Annotated in this window: 17 protein-coding genes and 3 tRNA genes; 8 read left to right on the forward strand and 12 right to left on the reverse strand. The window is 48.9% G+C overall.

Annotation, left to right across the window (positions count from 1 at the left end):
• Positions 1-12: 12 nt before the first annotated feature.
• A complete protein-coding gene (gene tsaB / locus KDM87_RS08255) occupies positions 13-702 on the reverse strand; it encodes a tRNA (adenosine(37)-N6)-threonylcarbamoyltransferase complex dimerization subunit type 1 TsaB (protein ID WP_212678593.1) in 690 nt (229 codons plus the stop codon).
• Positions 703-775: 73 nt separating this feature from the next.
• Here tsaB and KDM87_RS08260 point away from each other — a divergent pair, with 73 nt between their 5' ends.
• Entirely contained in the window at positions 776-1,186 is a 411-nt protein-coding gene (locus tag KDM87_RS08260; protein ID WP_212678594.1) for a thioredoxin family protein, read from the forward strand.
• A 107-nt stretch (positions 1,187-1,293) separates the two neighbouring features.
• Here the strand turns inward: KDM87_RS08260 and KDM87_RS08265 are convergent.
• The 4 genes from KDM87_RS08265 to hpaR all read right to left on the reverse strand — a co-directional run bounded on the left by KDM87_RS08265 (position 1,294) and on the right by hpaR (position 4,402).
• Positions 1,294-1,370: transfer RNA gene (locus KDM87_RS08265), tRNA-Arg, on the reverse strand.
• Positions 1,371-1,557: 187 nt separating this feature from the next.
• A tRNA-Arg gene (locus tag KDM87_RS08270) sits at positions 1,558-1,634 on the reverse strand.
• Between the two features lie 56 nt (positions 1,635-1,690).
• Positions 1,691-3,568 carry a potassium transporter Kup gene (locus tag KDM87_RS08275; protein ID WP_230407633.1) on the reverse strand — a complete coding sequence of 626 codons (1,878 nt, stop codon included), beginning with the start codon at positions 3,566-3,568 and terminating at the stop codon, positions 1,691-1,693.
• Between the two features lie 378 nt (positions 3,569-3,946).
• A complete protein-coding gene (gene hpaR, locus KDM87_RS08280; RefSeq protein ID WP_212678595.1) occupies positions 3,947-4,402 on the reverse strand; it encodes a homoprotocatechuate degradation operon regulator HpaR in 456 nt (151 codons plus the stop codon).
• Positions 4,403-4,545: 143 nt separating this feature from the next.
• Between hpaR and KDM87_RS08285 the strand changes: the two genes are divergently transcribed.
• Together KDM87_RS08285 and KDM87_RS08290 are read left to right on the forward strand one after the other, a co-directional pair.
• Positions 4,546-5,484 (forward strand): bestrophin family protein, encoded by a 939-nt coding sequence (locus tag KDM87_RS08285; RefSeq protein WP_212678596.1) that lies wholly within the window; start codon positions 4,546-4,548, stop codon positions 5,482-5,484.
• 118 nt (positions 5,485-5,602) lie between these two features.
• Positions 5,603-7,129 carry an acetyl-CoA hydrolase/transferase family protein gene (locus KDM87_RS08290; RefSeq protein WP_212678597.1) on the forward strand — a complete coding sequence of 509 codons (1,527 nt, stop codon included), beginning with the start codon at positions 5,603-5,605 and terminating at the stop codon, positions 7,127-7,129.
• 163 nt (positions 7,130-7,292) lie between these two features.
• Here KDM87_RS08290 and KDM87_RS08295 read toward each other — a convergent pair whose 3' ends face one another.
• The 3 genes from KDM87_RS08295 to KDM87_RS08305 all read right to left on the reverse strand — a co-directional run bounded on the left by KDM87_RS08295 (position 7,293) and on the right by KDM87_RS08305 (position 11,121).
• Positions 7,293-8,048 carry a carbonic anhydrase gene (locus KDM87_RS08295; protein ID WP_230407634.1) on the reverse strand — a complete coding sequence of 252 codons (756 nt, stop codon included), beginning with the start codon at positions 8,046-8,048 and terminating at the stop codon, positions 7,293-7,295.
• A 149-nt stretch (positions 8,049-8,197) separates the two neighbouring features.
• Positions 8,198-9,913, reverse strand: a complete 1,716-nt coding sequence (locus tag KDM87_RS08300) for a methyl-accepting chemotaxis protein (RefSeq protein ID WP_212678598.1) — start codon at positions 9,911-9,913, stop codon at positions 8,198-8,200.
• Positions 9,914-10,233: 320 nt separating this feature from the next.
• Positions 10,234-11,121 (reverse strand): LysR family transcriptional regulator, encoded by an 888-nt coding sequence (locus tag KDM87_RS08305; protein WP_212678716.1) that lies wholly within the window; start codon positions 11,119-11,121, stop codon positions 10,234-10,236.
• A gap of 98 nt (positions 11,122-11,219) precedes the next feature.
• Here KDM87_RS08305 and metE point away from each other — a divergent pair, with 98 nt between their 5' ends.
• From metE to KDM87_RS08320, 3 genes are all read left to right on the forward strand, one after another.
• Positions 11,220-13,496, forward strand: a complete 2,277-nt coding sequence (gene metE / locus KDM87_RS08310) for a 5-methyltetrahydropteroyltriglutamate--homocysteine S-methyltransferase (RefSeq protein ID WP_212678599.1) — start codon at positions 11,220-11,222, stop codon at positions 13,494-13,496.
• Between the two features lie 354 nt (positions 13,497-13,850).
• Positions 13,851-14,477 carry a response regulator gene (locus KDM87_RS08315; RefSeq protein WP_212678600.1) on the forward strand — a complete coding sequence of 209 codons (627 nt, stop codon included), beginning with the start codon at positions 13,851-13,853 and terminating at the stop codon, positions 14,475-14,477.
• A 9-nt stretch (positions 14,478-14,486) separates the two neighbouring features.
• Positions 14,487-16,259, forward strand: coding sequence for an ATP-binding response regulator (locus tag KDM87_RS08320; protein ID WP_212678717.1), 1,773 nt, complete (start codon positions 14,487-14,489; stop codon positions 16,257-16,259).
• 24 nt (positions 16,260-16,283) lie between these two features.
• Here the strand turns inward: KDM87_RS08320 and KDM87_RS08325 are convergent, their stop codons facing one another.
• The gene (locus tag KDM87_RS08325; RefSeq protein ID WP_212678601.1) at positions 16,284-17,954 is read right to left on the reverse strand and encodes a DUF7151 family protein; all 1,671 of its coding nucleotides are present in this window, start codon (positions 17,952-17,954) and stop codon (positions 16,284-16,286) included.
• Positions 17,955-18,392: 438 nt separating this feature from the next.
• Here KDM87_RS08325 and KDM87_RS08330 point away from each other — a divergent pair, with 438 nt between their 5' ends.
• Positions 18,393-19,598, forward strand: coding sequence for an HPP family protein (locus KDM87_RS08330; protein WP_212678602.1), 1,206 nt, complete (start codon positions 18,393-18,395; stop codon positions 19,596-19,598).
• Between the two features lie 122 nt (positions 19,599-19,720).
• Here the strand turns inward: KDM87_RS08330 and KDM87_RS08335 are convergent.
• Both KDM87_RS08335 and KDM87_RS08340 read right to left on the reverse strand, forming a co-directional pair.
• Positions 19,721-19,812: transfer RNA gene (locus KDM87_RS08335), tRNA-Ser, on the reverse strand.
• Positions 19,813-20,037: 225 nt separating this feature from the next.
• Entirely contained in the window at positions 20,038-21,288 is a 1,251-nt protein-coding gene (locus tag KDM87_RS08340; protein WP_200181350.1) for an aspartate kinase, read from the reverse strand.
• An 89-nt stretch (positions 21,289-21,377) separates the two neighbouring features.
• Between KDM87_RS08340 and KDM87_RS08345 the strand changes: the two genes are divergently transcribed.
• Complete coding sequence (locus tag KDM87_RS08345) at positions 21,378-21,563, forward strand: hypothetical protein (protein WP_212678603.1); 186 nt, start codon at positions 21,378-21,380, stop codon at positions 21,561-21,563.
• A gap of 224 nt (positions 21,564-21,787) precedes the next feature.
• On the opposite strand, the gene KDM87_RS08350 is transcribed toward KDM87_RS08345, so the two are convergent.
• Positions 21,788-22,354, reverse strand: a complete 567-nt coding sequence (locus KDM87_RS08350; protein WP_212678604.1) for a DUF1415 domain-containing protein — start codon at positions 22,352-22,354, stop codon at positions 21,788-21,790.
• Positions 22,355-22,558 lie beyond the last annotated feature (204 nt).

The following is a 22,558-nucleotide window of genomic DNA, read 5'->3' on the forward strand; positions in this document are numbered from 1 at the left end:
AAAAGCCGCATATTACTTCTGCCCCTGTACCAAAGCTCGTTCGGCAGTAGTTAAGGCAATCTTATTTCTCAGGTACAGCGGCTGCGCCAGCTCTGGTGAGACATCCTGACCGCTTGCCAGCCCAAGTTTCCCCAACTCCGCAACCTGTTTTGCATGCGGCATCATCGGAATCGATGGAAACTGAATAAATTGAGAAGGCAAAACAACGCCATTCCCAAGGACAAAATACGGTGAATCAAGATCAGCACTCGGCGTAATATCTTCTATCTTCGCCAACACTGGAGCGCTAACTTCTACGCAGACTCCACCTACAAAGCGGTACTGCGCCCAGTACACCTCGCTCATACGCGCATCCAGAACGCAAATAAAATTATCTGCCTTTACCTCTGCGAATGCTGCCAACGCCATCGCGTGCAGACTAATCACCGGCACAACGTTTAATTCTGCGCCATAGGCAAGCCCCTGAACAATGCCGCAAGCTGTGCGTATCCCTGTAAATGCACCGGGGCCGCATCCGTAAGCCAAAACATCACAGTCAGACAGCGCGATGCCTGCCTCCGACAGCAATGACTGCAACGCAGGCAAAATTCCTTGTGAATGGGTTTGCACGCCGGATAACTCGCGCACATAAATCTGATCATCGACAAGCAAAGCTGCTGATGCCAGCTCGGTCGATGTTTCTATTGCTAAAATCGTTGTCATAGACGTATTTTACCGTGTTCACTTCAGTGCAAGGCTGGATTTCTATTGAGATTGAATCGGTTAGAATTACTACATGAACGCACATATTCACACTAATGATCTGAAACAGTTGAAAAATCAACTGAAGTCCAAACAATGGCTGGTCGCCTGCCTTTGCGCTGCATGGTGCGACACCTGTAATATTTATCGCACAGCATTCGAAGAACTGGCTGTCCGCCATCCGGAAAAGTGCTTTGCCTGGGTCGACATAGAAGACCATGCCCATCTGGTCGAAGATATAGAAATTGAAAATTTCCCTACCATCCTGATTCAATATGACGATGACGTAGCATTCTTGGGAACTATGCTGCCTGACGCATCGCAACTCCACCGGCTCATTACGTCCATCGAAGAAAGCGTACGATCCAGCCCGATCAAACGCAGCTCCCTCAATCAGGAGGCACCAGAAAACTGGAGTCTGCGCCGGTTAATACTCGAGGACTAGTCAATCACTAAGCCAATTCGGCACTCATGTCAGCGTGAGCACCTTCTTCAACTTGAACATCTCAGAATAGAAAAAAGGGACTAGATTTGCATCTAGTCCCTTGAATCTGGTGCGGCTGGCAGGAATCGAACCCACGACCCCTTGGTTCGTAGCCAAGTACTCTATCCAGCTGAGCTACAGCCGCGAAGAAGAAAATTATAGCACAAGTAAACCCAACATTTAAAGCCCCTCCGCTCAACTTTTGTGACGCAAGATAAATAAGTATTAAGGTAAGCAAAAAAAATGCAGCGAACCGGGGAAGAAAATGAACAAGAAAAAAAGAAGCGCAGAATAGAAAAAAGGGACTAGATTTGCATCTAGTCCCTTGAATCTGGTGCGGCTGGCAGGAATCGAACCCACGACCCCTTGGTTCGTAGCCAAGTACTCTATCCAGCTGAGCTACAGCCGCGAAAAACAAAATTATAGCATAGGACTTTTGATTTTATAAGCCCTCCCACCATTATTTCAAATTTCAACCTGAGCGCCGACTTCAATCACACGATTGCTTGGGATGTGATAGTAGTCCGCTGCATCACGTGCATTGCGAGACATCGCAACAAAAATGCCCTCGCGCCATCTTGCCATGCCACCGCCCGGCGTAGAGATAATCGTCTGCCTGGAAATAAAGTAAGAAGTTTCCATAGGCTCAAAAATCAGACCACTTGATGCACACAAAGCAAGCGCAGCTGGAATATCCGGCTCATTTTTAAATCCGTAAAACAGATCGATCTGGTAACACGAATTGCCAAGATCGGAAATCTTAATACGTTCAGAAAATGGTACCCACGGAATTTCCCTGTTATGCAGCGTCAGAAAAACCACCCGTTCATGCAATATTTTGTTGTGCGATAAGTTATGCAAGAGCGCATGCGGCACACCGTCTGCCTCACCTCGCAAGAATACGGCAGTGCCGTAAACCCGGGCTGGGGCGGAAACAAACAGGGACGCTAGGAAATCCTCCAGCGGAATTGCATGCTTTTTCAGATTTTCAAATACCAGCTCACGTCCACGTTTCCACGTCAGCATCAAAGTGAAAATAATCAATCCCAGTACAATCGGGAAGTAACCGCCATGGAAAAATTTCAATGCATTGGCAGAAAACAGAGAAACGTCGATCGCTAAAAAGAAAAATGTCGCAGCGACACACAACAGAAGATTGTATTTCCAGCCAAACCGGATAACAAAAAACGTCAGCAATGACGTCACCAGCATCGTACCGGTATTTGCGATACCGTAAGCCGATGCAAGATTCGTCGATGAACCAAAGCCAATCACCGCACCAACTACGACAAACAATTGCATCCAGTTCGCCACCGGAATATAAATCTGGCCAATTTCTTTAGCTGACGTGTGCACAATCTTCATGCGCGGCAAAAAGCCGAGCGAAATAGCTTGTTTGGTCATCGAGAACGTCCCGGATATTGTTGACTGAGATGCGATCACCGCAGCAACCGTCGATAAGATGACCAGAGGATAAATACTCCACGCACCCAACTGATAATAAAAGGGATTGGTCACTGCTGCCGGATTAAACATCAGCAGCGCGCCTTGTCCAAGGTAATTCAGCGCCAGCGCGGGAAACACAATAAAAAACCAGGCGGCACGAATAGGTTTAGCGCCAAAATGCCCCATATCCGCATACAAAGCCTCCGAGCCGGTGAACGCCAGCACGACAGCACCCAGCGCAAAAAAAGCCCCCCAGTGATGGTCAATCACAAAGTTCACAGCGTATAAGGGATTGAAAGCGGCAAGAATTCCCGGAACACGGATGATGTTATACAAGCCCATCAAGGCCAGAACTGAAAACCACAACAACATCACCGGGCCGAACATCTTCCCTATGCCTGCAGTGCCTTTACGCTGAACCGCATACAAACAGATCAGTACAATCAGCGTAATAGGAACAACGACTGGTTTAAAACTAGGTGTGGCAACTTCAATACCTTCCATTGCTGACAACACCGACATCGCTGGTGTGATCACGCCATCACCGTAAAACAGTGAAGCACCAAACAGGCCAAGCACAGTCAGGGGGAAGTAGAGTTTAGAATTTTTACTGACAGATTCAAGGGACAGCGCCGTCAGCGCCATGATCCCGCCTTCACCGCGGTTATCTGCGCGCAGCACAAGCGTCACATACTTGAGGGAAACGATGATAATCAATCCCCACAAAATCATAGAGACGATACCAAAAATATTGGCCTGCGTGAGTTGCAACCCGTGAGCAGGCGCAAATACTTCCTTCATCGTGTAAAGAGGACTGGTTCCGATATCGCCATAAACAATGCCGACTGCCGCTAACGTCAATCCTGCCAGACTGCTTTTCGTTTGATGATTATCCAATTGCGTACCTTGTAATTATTGGTGCGTTGCACAATAGGGCATTCCAGAGGCAAACTCAATAGTCCAAAACAAAAAAAGAATATATTAAGTTAATACGCAACAGTTAGTACATAAATAGTAACCTCACCGGACAAGAACTGGTACGACATGTGTTGTCTCGCTCACACGGAAAGAGAATAAATAAACCACTGGCCAGAAAACTCAAATGCAAAATCAAACATCGCTGGAACTAATACTAACCACGCGTCTCACCGCAATCGATAGGGCACGGCAATATCATGTATGTAAAAGCATCAACGCTGATCAATGTAAATAGAGAATTCGATATAATTCGATATATATTCCTGGATTTTTCAGGTAAATAAAAAATCGCAAAAGCTAATCCAACGCAACCTGCTCAACTGCTTCTGTTTTTACCTCATTAAACCGCTCAAGAGCGGCGATCAGTTCATCAATTGCCTCACTTCCAAATGCCTGCTCAACGTGTTGATATTGCATGTCAATCAATGGGGCAATTTTCAGCATCAGCGCGTCCCCCTGCTCTGATAAGGCAATTAATACGCGACGTTGATCCCCTTTCACATCGCAACGGCGGATCAGGTCAAGTTCTTCCATGCGCTTGAGCACGCCTGCCATACTGGGGCTGGATATCTGGCATAAATCACACAACTCTCGTGGTTCGAGTTGGCCGTGTTCATCAAGCACACGAAAAATTCGCCACTGCTGATCGGTTAAGCCAAACCGACTCAATATCGGCCGAAAGTGACTCATCAGATTCGCGCGCGCCTTCAAAAACAGTTGCGGCAAATTTCGGTAAGCAATCCTGTGATTCATATTGACTCCATTCAGATTAATTATTTTCAATAATTCAAAGCCATTGTACAGATTGACTTACTAATATATTAGTGTTTTAATTCACTAATATATTAGTATTTTGACGGGTTATCGGTGAAACATATAAAAAATTGGGAAAAAGCATGATAGTCAGGGATCGCCCGTCTGGCTTCAGGTTGTTTCTCATGTTGCGTGGCTCCGTATTGCCAAGAATATTGCCGGCCCTGACAATAAACATACTGATTGCGACCCTGGTCACCATGTCACATGGCGACTTATTCAAACTCAAGATCACGCTGACGACCATCCCGTTTACCTTGATCGGTTTACCTATCTCTATTTTTCTCGGCTTCAGGAATAACACTGCGTATGACCGTTTTTGGGAAGCGCGCAAACTCTGGGGCGAGCTTCTCATCAGAAGCCGCAACCTATCACGCCAATGTCAAAGCCTGATTACCTACCCTGTGACTGCACTGGCATCTAACGGGCTGAACGATATCCGGGTTCGCATGATTTACCGGGCAATCGCTTTTTCCTACGCGCTGAAAAATTTGCTACGTGATTTACCGGGTGAAGATATGCCGCAATGGCTGACGCAGGAAGAAGTCAAATTAATTCAGACCTCCAAAAACAAACCCGATTTTTTAATCAATCGTATGGCGCTGGATCTGCAGCAAAGTATGAATGAAAAGCGCATCGATCCGTGTCTTGCGGCCAATATTGACACCACCTTATCAGCCATCACAGCCGCCGCAGCCGCGTGCGAGCGTATAAAAAATACGCCCATTCCTTTTTCTTACACATTGCTGCTGCACCGGACCGCCTATATCTACTGTTTTCTGCTGCCTTTCGGACTAGTGGATTCCATCGGCTTTATGACGCCATTTGTGGTGGCAATTGTTGCTTATACCTTCTTCGGTTTGGATGCACTCGGTGATGAAATCGAAGAGCCCTTTGGTCTCGACGCGAATGATTTGCCATTAGATGCAATCTGTCGCGCCATCGAAATTGATTTGCTCGAAGCAATACAACATACCCCTCTCCCCGTCCCAATGCTACCGGTGGGTTACCGGCTGACTTAGGCAAGTAAAACAAGTACAGATTTCAGAAACACCGGCAACAACAACCTGATCGAAGAATCAGGAAATCAGAACATAAAGTAATTCTCCCATCTACTTTCAGAGACAAAGGAATATAAAAATGCACGAAGCTCAACAACAACGGATACGTCTTCCAGAATTAAGAAATCGCGTCACGACTGCCGAACGGGCAGCGTCGTGGATAGAAGACGGAATGACGGTAGGCATGAGCGGTTTCACACGAGCGGGTGACGCTAAAGTTGTTCCCCTCGCGATTGCGGAACGGGCAAAATCTGAACAACTGAAAATTACCCTGATGACTGGCGCATCACTGGGCAGCGATGTCGACAAAACGCTGACCGAAGCCGGTGCCATGACTCGCCGCATGCCTTTTCAGGCAGACCCAACCTTGCGCGCAGCAATTAACCGCGGTGAGATCATGTATGTCGATCAGCATTTATCCGAAACAGTTGAGCAATTGCGTACGCGTCAGATCAATGCGATTGACGTTGCCATTATTGAGGCAATCGCCATCACAGAAACCGGCGCCATCATCCCGACCACATCTGTTGGTAACAGCGCCAGCTTTGCTATTCTGGCGGATCAGGTGATCGTCGAGATCAATCTCACCCAATCCATGGAGCTCGAAGGTCTGCACGATATTTTTATCCCTAAACACAGACCGCAACGGGAACCGATTCCTATCATGTCGGCCAGCGACCGCGTTGGGACAACGGCAATCATGATCCCGCCTGAAAAAATTGTGGCAATCGTCATTACCGAGAAAGCGGACAGCGCTTCGACCATTTTGCCGCCAGACGAAGAAACCGCACAGATCGCTGCCCACCTCGTTGAATTTTTCAAACAAGAAGTCAAAGATGGCAGATTGACCAACAGCCTGATGCCTATGCAGGCGGGCATCGGCACGATAGCGAACGCGGTCATGATGGGCTTCATTGACAGCCCTTTTGAACATTTGCAAATGTATTCAGAGGTCTTGCAAGACTCCACTTTCGATCTTTTTGATGCCGGAAAACTGGACTTTGCTTCAGGCTCGTCGATCACACTCTCGGCACAAAAAAGCCAGGAAGTATTTGCCAATATCGGTAAATACAAAGATCGCCTGGTGCTCCGTCCGCAGGAAGTCAGCAATCATCCCGAAGTCATTCGTCGTCTCGGTATCATCGCTATCAACACTGCGCTTGAAGCCGATATTTATGGCAATGTGAATTCCACACATGTGCTCGGCACCCATATGATGAATGGTATCGGCGGCTCGGGTGATTTTGCCCGCAACGCCTATCTGTCCGTCTTTGCGACCAAAGCAATTGCCAAGAACGGGAAAATATCGAGCATCGTTCCTATGGTTACGCACGTTGACCACAATGAACATGACGTTGACATTATCGTGACCGATGTCGGCCTCGCCGATCTGCGCGGATTAGCGCCGCGTGAACGTGCACAGAAAATCATTCAGAATTGTGTGGCAGAGCCATACAAACAAATGCTACTGGATTATCTGGCAGAGGCTGAATTACGTGGTGGACAGACACCACACGTGCTGGAGAAAGCGTTTTCCTGGCATGTCCGTTATCGCGAGACTGGCACCATGCTGGAACAAGCTGTCGCATTAAAGGCTGTTGCCTGATCTGTACGCAAGAGCAGATACAAAGCAAATACAAAAATCGCCAACTGATTTTGCAGTTGGCGATTTTTTTCATCATATCTTGAAGCAACGATAAGGATGCATAGGCTGAATAAGAAAACTAGCCAATATGCCCTGTCTTACGCTTGGACTAAAAAGCAGGCGATTACTCGCTGACCTCAACTAAACGTCCATTCAATGGCTGTACCGGGCGCGCATTCATTTTATAGAGCTTTTTAAACGCCGCGATCTGATTCGCAGACAACTCAACCGGCTGCTTCAGCACTTGCCAGCGTACCCCGTCACTGCATGGAGGCGTTGTCAATGAACCGGTAAATTTGTAGTAAGTGCGCGTCGTCGGCAAAACACTTGCCGGATTGAAGTTAGTTAACTGAGTTGTTTTCCCTTCTGCAGGCAAAGCAGAAAAGACTGGTGCCAACGCAGTATTTTCCTTCCCTTTTTTAAACAGGACAGCGACAACAGATAATTTACCGTCGTTCAATTTGTGCACAAAATGCGCAACCATAGGATAGCTGACGCCATTGATTTTTTCTTCACTCGGTGTATGAAAGTGGAATTGCAGCAGGCTCCCCTCATCATCGCCAGTTTTCAGGCTATTACCGGCCGGTACATTGATCTGCACCGTATGACCGTTATTGATTACCTCTGCACTGTTGCTGACATATTTAAAATCCAGCGGCAGCAAGGCAGCTTTTTTTGCATTACGCTCAACGATGTTAATTGGTGACTGCTCTTTACTCATTTTACAAGCAGCATTGTCAGCATCCAGCTCAGACCAATGCGCAGGCGCAGTTTTTCCTGCATAGCTCCAGTGCGGAGCGTGAGTCTTATCATGTGCCAGAGCCAGGCCAGATGATACAGATAGCAAACCCAATACAGCCATATAAACTGTTTTATTCATTTCATCATCTCCTTCATTTTTTTAAAAAAATCTTACTCGAGCAAAAAACCAAAATAACCCTAAAACTAAGAGCACTTCAAAAGTGCGGAACAGTAACAACGACAACGACGACAACGGCAATACCAGAATCGACTCAAAATATATTTGAATTAAAATTCGTCCCACTCTTCGCCAACGGCGGCCTTGACTGATTTCCCGCCATCAGCAACCTTCACATCACCGGCAAGACGTTTTACCGAACTGCGTTGCGTCTGACTGTTTCGCGCAGAAGCAGGCGCGACACGGCCATGGCTTTTTGGCGCGGGTACAAATCCAGCATGCGCCCCGGGAATTTTAAAGACACTCACGATTTGCGTCAGGACTTGTGCTTGCTCTTCCAGCGATGCGGCTGCAGCGGCGGCCTCTTCAACTAACGCCGCATTTTGCTGCGTGACTTCGTCCATTTGCGTCACCGCGTGATTAATTTGCTCGATACCGGAAGTCTGCTCCTGGCTTGCCAGACTCATTTCCCCCATGATGTCGGTAACATTTTTGATGCTGGATACGACAGAGTCCATGGTGGAGCCAGCCTGATCCACCAAGCGCGAACCAATTTCCACCTGCTCTACCGAATCTCCTATCAAGGTTTTAATTTCTTTGGCAGCACCAGCCGATCTCTGCGCAAGATTACGCACTTCACTGGCAACGACGGCAAAGCCACGACCCTGCTCGCCGGCACGCGCCGCTTCCACCGCGGCATTCAACGCAAGAATATTGGTTTGAAAAGCGATACCGTCAATGACCCCGATAATATCCACGATTTTTTTCGATGAAGCATTAATTGCCCCCATCGTGTGAACCACTTCATTGACCACGGCACCACCTTTGGCAGCGACTTCTGACGCAGAAATAGCCAATTGATTCGCCTGCCGTGCGTTATCCGTATTGTGCTTGACGGTCGATGTCAACTCTTCCATTGACGAAGCGGTTTCTTCCAGTGCACCGGCTTGCTCTTCGGTGCGAGACGACAAATCCAGATTTCCTGAAGCGATTTCAGTGGCGGCGGTATGAATAGTCTCAGTGCCAACCCTTACCTTACTCACAATATCGATCAGATTCCCGTTCATTTCTTTCAGCGCCTGCATCAACTGCCCCGTTTCGTCAGTTGAATTTACCTGAATTTCTGAGGTTAAATCGCCTTTAGCAACCGTTTTTGCCAGATCAACAGCCACACTGATCGGAGCAACGATAGATCTTGAAGTAAACCAGGCAACCAGACCACCGCAGATAACGGCAAGTAAGGTGATGGAAATCATCAAAAATAATGCTGCTTGATATGCGTGCGCCGCAGCCTCTTCGTCACTCGCATTTTTTTCTTCCTGAAGTTTTGTAAAATCCCGAATGGCATCCTGCCATTTTGCCGTAGCTGGATTGACTTCCTTCAAAAGAAATTGCACCGCTTCCTCTTTGTTCGTATGAACCATGTCCTCAAACTTGTTAACCAGTGCTCTTGCTGCAATCTGATCTTCTTTAATGCTGGCAACAAATTTTTTTCCTGTTTCATCAAGAGGCATTTTTTCCAATCTGGAAAAAGCTTCATCGTAATGAGCCCTGGCTTCATCAATTTTTTTATGTTCCAGCTTGGCCTGCGCCTCATCTGACAGCAAGGCGATTGAACGCACCACCCGCGAAACGATATGGATGGATCTGGACATATCTTCCAAGGCATCCATTTTTTTAATATTCACAGTCACCACATGATGCAAGGATTGGTTGGATTGCTGCATACCGTGAATGCCAAGGTAAGCCACGCCAATCAGCATCAGCAGCACAAGGGTAAAGCCAGCGCCTAGTCTTGTGCCTATTGGCAGATTCGACAATTTCATCAATGTCTCCGTTTACTTGTTGAAAATAAAATGACTTCTTACTGACAGATTTATCAGTAAATTTGAGTAGCAATGCTCTTAAAGTGCTTCGTCAAAATTAATCAGATACAGGTATCCGGAAAAATGAAAAATACAAGCTGACGCTAACAAAACGACTCACGCGCAGCATAACCAGCTTGAAATAAATTACTGTTTCCAATTGTCAACTATGAGAAAAAACTCATAAGAATCAACAATCTTTATCACTTTTACGTATGAATTTACACTGAAAGCAAAGTGAATACGTAGTCAAGTGTAGTGATGAAACAACATCATCAGTATCAATGCGCAATCTCTGCTGCAAGGGTGACGAACGCTTTCAGATAATCGATTTCTGTATCCGCTTGCCGCACCCCCAGAAAAATCTGTTTCGCGATTCCGTGCTTGCCTAAACGGACTTGCGCTATCGGCATTTTACTGGCGTACTCCGTCACCAGCCAGCCCGGCAATGCAGCGACACCGCGGCCGCTGGCAACCATCTGCAACATGATGTCGGTGGTTTCTATGGTTTTATGGCGTTTGGGGGCACAATTCGCTGGCAATAAAAACTGCTTGTAAATATCTAAGCGTTCAATTTCAACCGGATAAGTAATCAGCGTTTCTTCCAGCAACTCTTCGGGAGAAATATATTTTTTCCTCGCCAGTTTGTGTTCGGCACCCACCACCAGCACTTGCTCATAATCAAAAACCGGAGTGAACAACAACCCGGTTTTATACAAGGGATCAGGCGTTACCAACAGATCGATTTCATCATTCAATAAAGCACCTATGCCACCGAATTGAAATTTCTGTTTCACGTCAACATCAACATCCTGCCAGCGACTCAGGTACGGTGCCACCACCTTCAGCAGCCATTGGTAACACGGGTGACATTCCATACCGACCCGCAATGTGCCCCGACCACCTTCTGCATATTGCCGCATCACTTCTTCGGCATACTCAAACTGCGGCAACAGGCGATTTGCCAGAGCCAGCAAATACCGCCCTGCCTGCGTCAGACGTAACTGCCGCCCCTCACGCGACCAGACCGGCGTTCCCAAAAACATTTCCATTTTTTTGACTGTATGGCTCAGCGCCGATTGCGTCAGGCACAGCACATCCGCTGCTGCAGTCAATGAGCCCTGGCGATCGACTTCGCGTATTAAGGTGAGATGAATACGTTCCAGCATATTTAATCCATGAATATTAATAATTAATTCATTAAATAATACCATTATTATTCATGAATTAAATTATCTATCATGCACTCCTACACATGAGGAGTTATATGGTTACGACACACAATCTCGGCTTTCCACGCATCGGTGCAAAACGCGAACTGAAGTTCGCATTAGAAGACTATTGGAAAGGAAAATTATCTCAGGCACAGCTCGAAGACACCGGCGCCGTGTTACGACAACGCCATTGGCAACATCAGTCGCAGCTGGATTTTGTTCCGGTCGGCGATTTTTCGTTTTACGATCAGATGTTGGATATGAGTTTTCTGCTGGGGAATATTCCAGCGCGTGCGCGTCATCATGAAGGCAATACACTGGACAACTATTTCCGTGTTGCCCGCGGACGCTCAGCGCAGGATACGGCGTGTCATTGCGTGCATGCAGGCGAAATGACGAAATGGTTTGATACGAATTATCACTACATCGTGCCGGAATTTGACGCGGCGACGACTTTTTCTCTCGATGCTGCACGTCTGCTGACGCAAATCAGACAAGCGGCTACGCTCGGCGTGACGGCGAAACCCGTCATCATCGGGCCCGTCAGTTATCTGTGGCTGGGAAAAACAAAAGATGCATCTGACAAACTGGCTTTGCTGCCCAAGCTCTTGCCAGTCTATGCGCAACTCATCGATGCGCTGGCTGCCGAAGGCATAGAGTGGCTGCAGATCGATGAGCCGATTTTAGTGACCGAGCTTGATCCGGCATGGCAACAGGCATTCACCACCGCGTATCAGGCACTGGCACCGCGCAAGCTGAAACTATTGCTGACGACTTATTTTGGCGATCTGCAAGACAACCTCAGCCTCGCATGTGCATTACCTGTCGACGGCATTCATATTGACGCGATCAACGCACGACATGAGCTGGAACGGCTGCAAACCTTGTTACCGAAAAGCATGGTGCTATCGCTGGGCGTCATCAATGGTCGCAACATCTGGAAAACCGATTTACATGCAACGTTGGAATGGCTGGAACCGATACACCGTGTCTTACAGTCACGCTTATGGATAGCGCCATCGTGCTCGCTGCTTCATGTGCCGGTCGATTTGCGCAGCGAAAACAAACTGGCCAGTCATGTTCAATACTGGCTGGCATTCGCGCAGCAAAAACTTGATGAGCTGAATATTCTTGCGCAAGCGCTGAACAAAGGACGCGTGTCGGTACAAGATGCGCTGGTCGCCAACAGCGCCGCAATCAACAGCCGTAAAAGCTCGCCGCTCGTGCACAACCCCGCCGTCAAAGCCGCCGTTGCCGACATCAATGCCAGCCTTGGTCAACGCCATAGCAGCTACGAACAGCGCGCAAAAAAACAATCGGCCAGCTTACAACTGCCCGCCTTTCCAACGACCACCATAGGCTCATTTCCGCAGACGCCAGAGATTCGTCAGGCACGTAGTCGTTATCGTCTTGGGCAACTCGATGAAGCCAGCTACAACACATTCATGCAAAAAGAAATTGCCCGCTGTGTGCAGGAACAAGAAGCGCTGGAGCTGGATGTGTTTGTGCATGGCGAAGCCGAGCGCAACGACATGGTCGAATACTTTGGCGAACAACTGGAAGGCTACGCTTTCAGTGAATGCGGCTGGGTACAATCGTATGGCTCGCGCTGCGTCAAACCACCGATTTTATTCGGCGATATCCAGCGCCCGAAACCAATGACAGTGAACTGGATACGATATGCGCAATCGCTGACCGACAAACCGATGAAGGGAATGCTGACTGGCCCCGTCACGATTCTCAACTGGTCTTTCGTGCGCGACGATCAACCGCGCTCAGTCTCTTGTTACCAGCTCGCGCTGGCGATACGACAGGAAGTGCTGGATCTGGAAAAAAGCGGCGTGCGCATTATTCAGATTGATGAAGCGGCACTACGCGAAGGCCTGCCACTGCGACGCACTGAATGGGACAGCTATTTACGCTGGGCTGTCGAATCCTTCCGCATTGCCGCCAATGGCGTCAGCGATGAAACGCAGATACACACACATATGTGCTATTCCGAATTCAACGACATCATTGCGTCAATTGCAGCGATGGACGCCGATGTCATCACCATAGAAACTTCGCGTTCGGATATGGAATTACTCGACGCATTTGACCACTTCAGTTACCCGAATGAAATCGGCCCCGGCGTCTATGATATTCACTCCCCCAACATTCCGGCGCAGGAACACATCGTGCAGCTGATGCGCAAAGCGGCAGAACGCATCCCTACAGAGCGCTTATGGGTGAACCCGGATTGCGGCTTAAAAACCCGCAGTTGGGAAGAGGTCATCCCCGCACTCAGAAACATGGTGACAGCGGCAAAACAATTACGCCAGGCTGCGTAACTTTCAACATCGCCGGGTTCCGCGAACCCGGCGCATGCCGCAATACGATTGAGGTATGAGCGGAGCATGAGCAGTAATCCGCCCATCCGCAAAAAGAAATTTAAACCCCACTCTGAATAAACACGCGCCTCGCAGGCTGAAAACCTGCCATGAGGCTTATTTTTATTGGGGATACTCAATCAGAATCTGATCGCCCGGCACATTTACATACGCGAGATGCAACCTGGCTGCAACTGCAAGACATCAGATGCATACCGTGCTGAAGTATATGTAAATAAATCTCAGGGCTGGTTCTTCCCCTGCACACGTTCAATCATGGCAAAATCTGGCTGTAAAGCAATTTTATTAGCGCCCATGTTAACCTCAAAAATACTACTGATCGATGATCACAGCTTGTTTCGCACCGGGCTGAGAACCTTGATTTGCAACGGCTTACAAAACGTCTCTGTGATAGAGGCTGCTTCGCTGGAAGAAACGATGCGCGTTGCACCAGCAGACATCCATTTGGTTTTGCTCGATATCAAACTGCAAGGGCTCAACGGACTCGAAGGGATCGCCTTACTCAAGAGGAAATGGCCGCAGACACCTGTCCTTGTTCTTTCAGCAGATGAGGCTCCGGATACTGCGCAACTGGCGCGTGAACGCGGCGCACATCGTTTTATGTCGAAAGGCGAAACGGCCGAGAATATTCTTGCCGAGATTCGCCAGGTGCTGAGCACTGAAGGCACGGTAGAAATACCAACGCAAACACAGACACAGGAAAAAACTAAAGCAAACATTGCAAAGCCCTTGCTGACCCCGCGTCAGTACGAAGTTCTGGATCTGGTCTGTCAGGGTTTATCGAACAAGATGATTGCCCGCCGTCTGGATTTATCAGAAAACACCGTGCGCTGTCATGTGCAAGTGGTGCTGACGACATTGCAGGTATCAAATCGTTCCGAAGCTGCGTTCGCAGCGCGGCGCAGAGGCTTGGTGAACTAAGTGGTCAACATGGTCGGCGTCGTCGAAAACAATATTCAGCGTGAGCTGCAGTTGCTATTGATGAAAAATCTTGGCAGCTCAATGTTGCCAGGCATTCTGGTTGCGCTGATTTTATTTCTGACACTGAAAAATCCTGCCAATGAGTCTGGCCTTGCTTTCTGGCTGATCGCTGTCAGCGCATCGAAACTGTTCGACGTCTATGACGCAAAACGGATCATTCAACGAGGCATCACCTTAAATCAGACAGCGGCACTGAAAATACGGCTGATGCTGTTGCATGCAATCGATGGTGCGGCATGGGGCTCTTTAGCGTGGCTGAGCCTGCCAGCCTCGACCAGCGCCGGTAGCGTACTTATATTAGCGGTACTGGCGGGTATTGCTGCAAACTCGATGTCGATTTTATCACCTGTATTACCAGTGTTTGCGGCATTTGTCGTATTCGAACTCGGTTCGATTGTTTATGCCGTCATTTCACTTAACGATCCGGCCTATTGGGCGATCGGCATCGCGGTCGCGCTGTATGTCGTAACACTGATGGGACAGGCATACAATTCTTCACGTACGGTGCGCAACTCGATACAACTGCGTTTCGACAATCTGGAACTGATACAACAATTGAGCGCGGCGTCGGAAAAAGCGGCGAAAGCGCTGACATCAGCGGAACGCGCGAATGCAGAGAAATCGCGCTTTCTGGCGGCGGCCAGTCATGATCTGAGGCAGCCCATCCATGCGCAGGGCTTGTTTCTGGAAGTATTGCAGACGACGAACTTATCGCCCCACCAACGCGAGCTGGTCAACAGCATCAGTTCTGCCACCAACGCCACCACCGAGATGCTGCACACCCTGCTCGACTACTCGCGGATTGAAGCGGGTGTCGTCGAGCCGCAACCGCGCGCATTCCGCTTGCAAACACTGCTCAGCAAAATCGAGAATGAACTGGCACCCCAGGCAAACGCCAAGGGGCTGCTGTATCGTAGTCCGGAAACCCATGCTGTCGTTTATTCCGACCCGGCTTTAATCGAATTAATCATCAGAAACCTGGTGTCAAATGCGATTCGCTACACACATCGTGGCGGCGTGCTGGTGGTCTGCAGAAAACAACAATTCAGGTTGAGTCTGGAAATCTGGGACAGCGGCATTGGCATCGCCCCCTCGCAATTTGAAAATATTTTCAGTGAATTTCAACAACTGGGAAATAGCGAGCGTGACCGACAAAAAGGCCTGGGACTGGGTCTGGCAATCGTCAGAAAAATGGTGAATTTACTGGGGCTTGAATTGCATCTAGCATCTCGCCCCGGACGTGGCAGCGTATTCAAATTAAGCCTGCCGCTGACGCAGGTTGCAGTGCTGTCAGATGACATAAGTACAGTGCCGCAAAAAATGCAGCAATTGCACGCGCGGGTGTTAGTGGTCGATGATGATGCAATCGTGCGTCAGGCAATGGCGCAGTTATTGGCAGAATGGGGATGTCACTGCGATCTTGCTGAGTCGAAAGAAGAGAGTCTCATACTCACCCGCCGTCACCCGCCAGACCTGATTATCAGCGATTATCGCCTGCGTGATCATTGCAAGGGAACGGACGTGATTCAGGCCATACGCAGTGCTTGCAACACTGAGATACCAGCTATTCTGGTGACTGGCGATACGGCGCCGGTGCGTCTGCGCGAAGCTGCGGCAAGCGGCCTGCCATTGATGCACAAGCCGGTGTCACCCGCCCTGCTCTATGCGGAACTTTCCGCATTACTGGAACGGAACAGACAGGTGACCATCACACAGCACTGATAGCCCCTGCCGTTTTTTTCAGGCTTATGAACGGACGCAGGTAATGACCAGATCATTCGTACCAAACTGAAAACCACTCAGTGCATATCCGTATGCTTCAACCGCGTAAGTATCCGGGGTACCCGGTGACGGATCTGTCGCCCAGATGTTCATCGGCGTCGACGGCCATCCATGCGTCCCCTTGACGCCAAAGGCATCAATAGAGATCAGCTCGGCTACTTTCGGCATACGCCAGCCTGTCAGATTACCCGTCGTCAGTCCACCGCAGAAAGTATTGCCTTGTACCCAGGTATACGTTTTGGAATAATCCGGAGGCGTCCAGACCAGTCCATTTCTCGCAAAAACATTGCTGCTAATCTGAGTAACATGCCCGACAAAGGCTGTGACCATGAAAGTGTTATTACCAACATACTGCAGCAACACCGAATCTCCCAGCGCGCCAGATAATCCGCCGCCATTGACTGCTCCGGTTCCAGCCATGTTTTGAATGACACTCTGATCAGCATTCGGTATCAACGCCCATGCGCCCATGCCTATCACCTGCACCTGATCACCGATAGAAGGGGTGGTCGGCAAAATAATCGCCACGCCGACGCCGCCATTACTGGCGATATATCCGGAATTCGTTACCGCCTGCACCGTTGCATCTGTCGAGGTAATCCAGTTGAGACGCCCGGATGGTCCTGCTGGTCCGGTGGGGCCTGTGGGACCCGTCGGTCCTGTTGGTCCGGTCGGGCCCGTTAATCCGGTTGCACCAGTGGCACCATTACATACGTAAGTCGTTGTAGTTACCTCACCAGCGACGAGAATTCCGTCCCGGTTGACGTCCAGGCCAGATGTAATCTTGCTGCCGCCATTAGTGCAATTCGCACCGGCAGCCTCCACAGATGTCAGCACCAGCGTTGTAAAACCATTCGATCCGGTCGCACCGGTCGCCCCGGTTGGGCCAGTCGCGCCTGTTGCCCCAGTCACACCATTGCAGACATATGCGGTAGTTGTGACCTCTGTCTGCTGCAGAACTCCATCCTTATTCAGGTCCAGCCCCGACTGAATCTGGTTACCATCACTCGCACAGATATTCGCAGCCACACCAGCCACTATTTTTACCAGCGTATTGAGGCCATTGGTTCCGTTGGTGCCATTTGTACCATTTGTGCCGTTGGTCCCATTCGTACCATTACTACCAGCAGTTCCATTGCAAATATAAGAAACCGAAGTCACTTCAGTTGCGTCAAGAATACCGTTGCCATTCGCATCTGCACCTGAGCTGATTTTTGAGCCGCCGTTGGAACAGTTATTTCCGCTTGGCTCGACTGCCGTCGCTATCAGCGCATTCACACCGTTCAGGCCATTTTTTCCATTAGTACCATTGGTGCCGTTGCTTCCGTTTGTGCCATTGCTGCCATTGCAAACGAACTGCGTATTGCTGACTTCGCTCTGATCCAGAACTCCATTTCCATTAACATCCACACCGGACTGCACTGTCACGCCGCCGTTAGGACAAGCAGTTACTGGCGCACTGTTCACGGTAGCGAAGGCAACAGCGTTTTTCGCTGTCACTTGCGGACTTGACGGCACCAGCGATGAAGCATCCGTCGCGGGTGCGCTACTTCCCCCTCCGCATCCACTCATGGTCATCACGGTAAATACCGCTACGAGTAGTTTTTTATCGATATGAATATAAGATCGGCTCATCAACTGCATTCCCTCTGTCTGTGTATGGCTCGCCGATGTGGCAATTGCAAACGCTGAGAGAATCTCTTTTGATTCCGATAGAAACCAAGCACTTCGCTACTCACCAACAGGACGAACTGTAAATAGTAAGATGATAAGGTTCGAATCAGACGAATTCTATAGTCTGATTGGACTAAAAACCTGAATGGAATTGACAACTGAAGGCCATGATGTCCAGCCAGTTATCGTTAGCGTCTCTGCGTGAAATTGAGCACAAAGTGATGCCGACAAACCTTCGCTGATCGTAGGCTTTTTACGTATGACCCGTAAGATAAGTGCGTTGAAATGTAAAGAAATTTGATGTCAGGACATAACCGTCACCTCCCAACCGACGAGCACGCGCACCAAAATAATGCAGCTCCTGTACACTTTCACCTTTATCGTTCATTCATGCCTGGTATGCGTAGAAAATGGTCTTTATCGGAAATGAGTCTCGTCTGGCTCAGGACTTTTTTACCTGCAGGCATGAATATCAGCCACATCGAACGCCTGCGCGCCTGTGGTGGAATGTTAGCGGGCTTGCTACTGACAGGGCTGGCAACACAGTTCATGCTGGGTTCTGTTTTCCGTGTTCCCATGTTACTCGCCCCCATTGGCGCTTCCGCTGTTTTGCTGTTTGGCGTACCTTCCAGTCCGCTGGCGCAACCCTGGTCTATCGTCGGCGGCAATGTAATCTCTGCGCTGGTAGGCGTCACGTGCACCCATTTTATGGGCGTCTCCATGATGACTGCGGCCATTGCCACCAGCCTTGCGGTAGGCGCCATGTTTTTTTCCCGCTGCCTGCATCCACCCGGTGGTGCGGTCGCGCTAACGGCAGTGCTGGGCGGCCCGGTCATTCTTGGACTGGGGTATCAATTCGTCGTCTTCCCCGTCTTACTCAATTCCTTACTGCTAATGTTGTTTGCACTGGCATATAACAATGCAACGGGTCGGCGTTATCCGCATGCCTCACAGCCCGATCACAGTAGCACCCACGGCACTGCAGATGCGCGTCCGATTGATCGTCTGGGTTTCACCTCGCATGATCTCGATGAAGTGCTGCAACAATACAATCAGGTATTGGATGTCAGCCGCGATGATCTGGAGTCATTGTTCCTGCAAACAGAGATGCATGCCTATCGCCGCCGCTTCGGCGAAATTATGTGCAGTGATGTTATGTCCAGAGATGTCGTTACGGCAGAGTTCGGCACCACACTGGAAGAGGCCTGGACTTTATTACGCCAGCACAGAATCAAGGCTTTACCGGTCACTGACCGCGCCCACCGTGTGATTGGCATTGTGACGCTGGTGGACTTTATGAAAAATGCTAATCTGGACGTCTATGAAACGTTCGAAGAAAAATTGCGCCAATTGATACGCCGTACCCGCGATCTGCATTCCAGCAAGCCCGAAGTGGTAGGACAAATCATGACGCAGCCAGTCAAAACTGCCCGTCACGATATGCATATCGTGGAATTGGTTCCTTTATTGTCCGACAAAGGCTTGCATCATATTCCCATCGTGGATGATGAGCGACGTCTGATCGGCATGCTGACGCAATCAGATCTGATTGCTGCGCTGTATCGAGGCAAACTGACGGATACAGAAATAAAAACAGCGGGCTAAGTGGCCTGTATTAATGGAGAAGTAAATTCAGGTGCAGGAAAGAATCGACATGTATTAGCAAATGCTGATGCATGTCAGAAAAAGAAAAAGCCCTTGAATCTCAAGGGCTTTTTCAGTGTTACTGGCGGAGACGGTGAGATTCGAACTCACGACCCAGGTTACCCCAGATGCTTCCTTAGCAGGGAAGTGCCTTCGGCCACTCGGCCACGTCTCCACACTTTCACAACCAAGTCTTACAACTTGGCTGCAATCGAGACCAAGATCATAGCTGCTCAACTGCTTTTGGTCAACTACTCAGAGAAACAAAAACAGCTTTTTTGCAAACTTAATAATTCAGAATTGACGCAAAGTTGTCCCGGCAAGTCGTGGCGATGAAGTCAGTACAAATAAGTACTACCAGAAGCCATAACACCACCGAGGCAGTTTAGCGTCGAACCTGTCAAGCGCTTTCCAGACCAAAAGCTTTATGCAGTGAACGCACTGCCAGCTCCATATATTTCTCATCAATCAGGACTGAAATTTTGATTTCAGACGTCGAGATCATCAGGATATTGATGCCCTCTTCAGACAAGGTACGGAACATTTGCGAAGCAATGCCAACATGGCTGCGCATGCCGACGCCGACAACAGACACTTTAGAAACTTTCGTATCGCCAACGATGCTTGCCGCACCGATATGCGCCTTCACGCTACCTTCGAGCACCGCCATCGCTTTCGTGTATTCGCCGCGTGGCACGGTAAACGTGAAATCGGTTTTACCTTCAACGGACTGATTCTGGATAATCATATCCACTTCGATATTCGCATCCGCGACCGGTCCCAGAATCTGATAAGCGATGCCTGGTTTATCAGGCACGCCTAACACGGTGATTTTTGCTTCATCACGACTGAACGCGATGCCAGTGATGGTGGCTTGTTCCATATTTGTATCTTCCTCAAACGAAATCAGAGTGCCGGAATTCGCTTCTTCTTCCAGCGGCATTAACGGGTCAGTCAGCGATGACAAAACGCGGGTAGGCATGCGGTAGTTGCCGGCAAATTCAACAGAGCGGATCTGCAGAACTTTAGAACCTAGCGAAGCCATTTCCAGCATTTCTTCAAATGTCACCGTATTCAGGCGGCGCGCATCGGAAACCACACGTGGATCCGTCGTATACACGCCATCAACGTCGGTATAAATCAGACATTCCTGCGCCTTCAATGCAGCGGCAATCGCGACGGCGGATGTATCAGAACCACCACGTCCCAGCGTTGTTATATTGCCCTTCTCATCCACACCCTGAAAACCGGTGATGACGACAATTTTGCCGGCATCCAGATCGGCTTTGACTTTAGCATCGTCGATCGATTCGATACGCGCTTTAGTGTAAGCGGAATCGGTCTTGATCGGGACTTGCCAGCCAGCGTAAGACACGGCTTGTTTGCCGATAGCCTGCAACGCCATGGAAAGCAAGCCGACCGACACTTGTTCGCCGGTCGAAGCAATCATGTCGAGTTCTCGTGGATCAGGTTGCGCCATAATTTCTTTAGCGAGACCGATGATGCGATTGGTTTCGCCGGACATTGCTGAGGGCACCACGACTATCTGGTGACCGGCATCATGCCATTTGGCGACGCGCTTGGCGACGTTCTTGATGCGTTCAGTTGAACCCATCGAAGTCCCGCCGTATTTGTGGACGATTAAAGCCATAGATATATAAGACTGAAGGAGTAAAAAATGAGGTAAATCAACCCCTTACTGTACATGCTGCTCTGCAAAATAACAAGGAGCGATGCGGCATGAATGCTGAAGAATACGCGGCAATCACGATATTTCCGACAAATTTTCTATTGTTTGAAGAAAAAAATTTACCAGAAAACCGAATAATGACCATGTACCCGCGTTTTACTGATAATGCAGAACAGCCCTTTAGAAATATCCTGAAATTGGCATTTTCAGGGGAGTATGCTGCAATTTACCTCTAATCTCAGCATGAAATATGGGCGTCTAAATATACTCCCCCGGAGTATATTTAGACAAAAAAATACCGTTAACAGTTCGGTGAGACCGATCAGGCGAAAAGGCAGTTACATTACTTTTTCGCATATCAATATAAGCAATCGATAGTAGAAAAGAATGCTCTCACCGCACCATCTGCGGCAGCGCGGCAGATGGTGCGGTGGCGCACTGCCCTGTTCTGCTTCGTGTATTAATCTTTGTTCCCTGAAAACAGCTGATGCCAGCCTTCTATGCCAAGTTTTTGCATCGTTTCGATGTTTTTTTCATAGATCGTCTCAGCTTCCGGAAATGATTCGACGGCGCGATCTATGCTTTCTTCACGCAATAAATGCAAAGTTTGAAATGGTGCACGATTCGTGTAATTTTCGATGTCGTCGATACTGGTGTCGGCAAACTGGTAATCCGGATGGAAATTCGCAATTTGCAGGATACCGTCCAGCTCCAGCTCTTCCAGCAAGCCATCGGCCACATCCAGAAAATCATTGAAATCGAGAAAATCGTTCAGCACATACGGATGGATTAACAAAATGGTGTCGATTTTTTCCGGATTCGCTTCTGCCAGCACTTCCAGCTCACGTCGCAAATCTTCAAGCAAAGCTTCTGGTGTCGTGACATCGCTGACGACATAACGAATTTGCTTTTTAACGTGCACCGCCTTTGCAAACGGACATAAATTCAACCCAATCACTGCTTTTTCCAGCCATTCGGTTGTTTGCGCGATGATGTCATCGTGAGAAAGAGAGTTTGCTTGTGACATAGGAAATTGGGTTCATCTAAAAGAACGCAAGGATAGCATGCAGCCAGAGAGCAACTTCTGTGCACCGACAAAAAATGACATAAAAAAACGGCCCGGAAAATTTCCGGGCCGTTGATACGATTCGCAGCGATATGCCACCGTCAAGTATCGATTCATCAAATAATCTGCCACATCATTTGCCACATATTCAGCGACTTACTCAAC

The sequence above is a fragment of the Cognatundibacterium rivi genome (genome assembly GCF_018139565.1).
Taxonomy (GTDB): Bacteria; Pseudomonadota; Gammaproteobacteria; order Burkholderiales; family Burkholderiaceae_D; genus Undibacterium; species Undibacterium rivi.

Excerpts from the sequence above, each read along its gene's own strand:
- tsaB (WP_212678593.1), bottom strand. The coding sequence starts at position 702 with ATGACAACGATTTTAGCAATAGAAACATCGACCGAGCTGGCATCAGCA.
- KDM87_RS08260 (WP_212678594.1), top strand. The coding sequence starts at position 776 with ATGAACGCACATATTCACACTAATGATCTGAAACAGTTGAAAAATCAA.
- hpaR (WP_212678595.1), bottom strand. The coding sequence starts at position 4,402 with ATGAATCACAGGATTGCTTACCGAAATTTGCCGCAACTGTTTTTGAAG.
- KDM87_RS08285 (WP_212678596.1), top strand. The coding sequence starts at position 4,546 with ATGATAGTCAGGGATCGCCCGTCTGGCTTCAGGTTGTTTCTCATGTTG.
- KDM87_RS08290 (WP_212678597.1), top strand. The coding sequence starts at position 5,603 with ATGCACGAAGCTCAACAACAACGGATACGTCTTCCAGAATTAAGAAAT.
- KDM87_RS08295 (WP_230407634.1), bottom strand. The coding sequence starts at position 8,048 with ATGAATAAAACAGTTTATATGGCTGTATTGGGTTTGCTATCTGTATCA.
- KDM87_RS08300 (WP_212678598.1), bottom strand. The coding sequence starts at position 9,913 with ATGAAATTGTCGAATCTGCCAATAGGCACAAGACTAGGCGCTGGCTTT.
- KDM87_RS08305 (WP_212678716.1), bottom strand. The coding sequence starts at position 11,121 with ATGCTGGAACGTATTCATCTCACCTTAATACGCGAAGTCGATCGCCAG.
- metE (WP_212678599.1), top strand. The coding sequence starts at position 11,220 with ATGGTTACGACACACAATCTCGGCTTTCCACGCATCGGTGCAAAACGC.
- KDM87_RS08315 (WP_212678600.1), top strand. The coding sequence starts at position 13,851 with ATGTTAACCTCAAAAATACTACTGATCGATGATCACAGCTTGTTTCGC.
- KDM87_RS08320 (WP_212678717.1), top strand. The coding sequence starts at position 14,487 with ATGGTCGGCGTCGTCGAAAACAATATTCAGCGTGAGCTGCAGTTGCTA.
- KDM87_RS08325 (WP_212678601.1), bottom strand. The coding sequence starts at position 17,954 with ATGAGCCGATCTTATATTCATATCGATAAAAAACTACTCGTAGCGGTA.
- KDM87_RS08330 (WP_212678602.1), top strand. The coding sequence starts at position 18,393 with ATGCGTAGAAAATGGTCTTTATCGGAAATGAGTCTCGTCTGGCTCAGG.
- KDM87_RS08340 (WP_200181350.1), bottom strand. The coding sequence starts at position 21,288 with ATGGCTTTAATCGTCCACAAATACGGCGGGACTTCGATGGGTTCAACT.
- KDM87_RS08345 (WP_212678603.1), top strand. The coding sequence starts at position 21,378 with ATGAATGCTGAAGAATACGCGGCAATCACGATATTTCCGACAAATTTT.
- KDM87_RS08350 (WP_212678604.1), bottom strand. The coding sequence starts at position 22,354 with ATGTCACAAGCAAACTCTCTTTCTCACGATGACATCATCGCGCAAACA.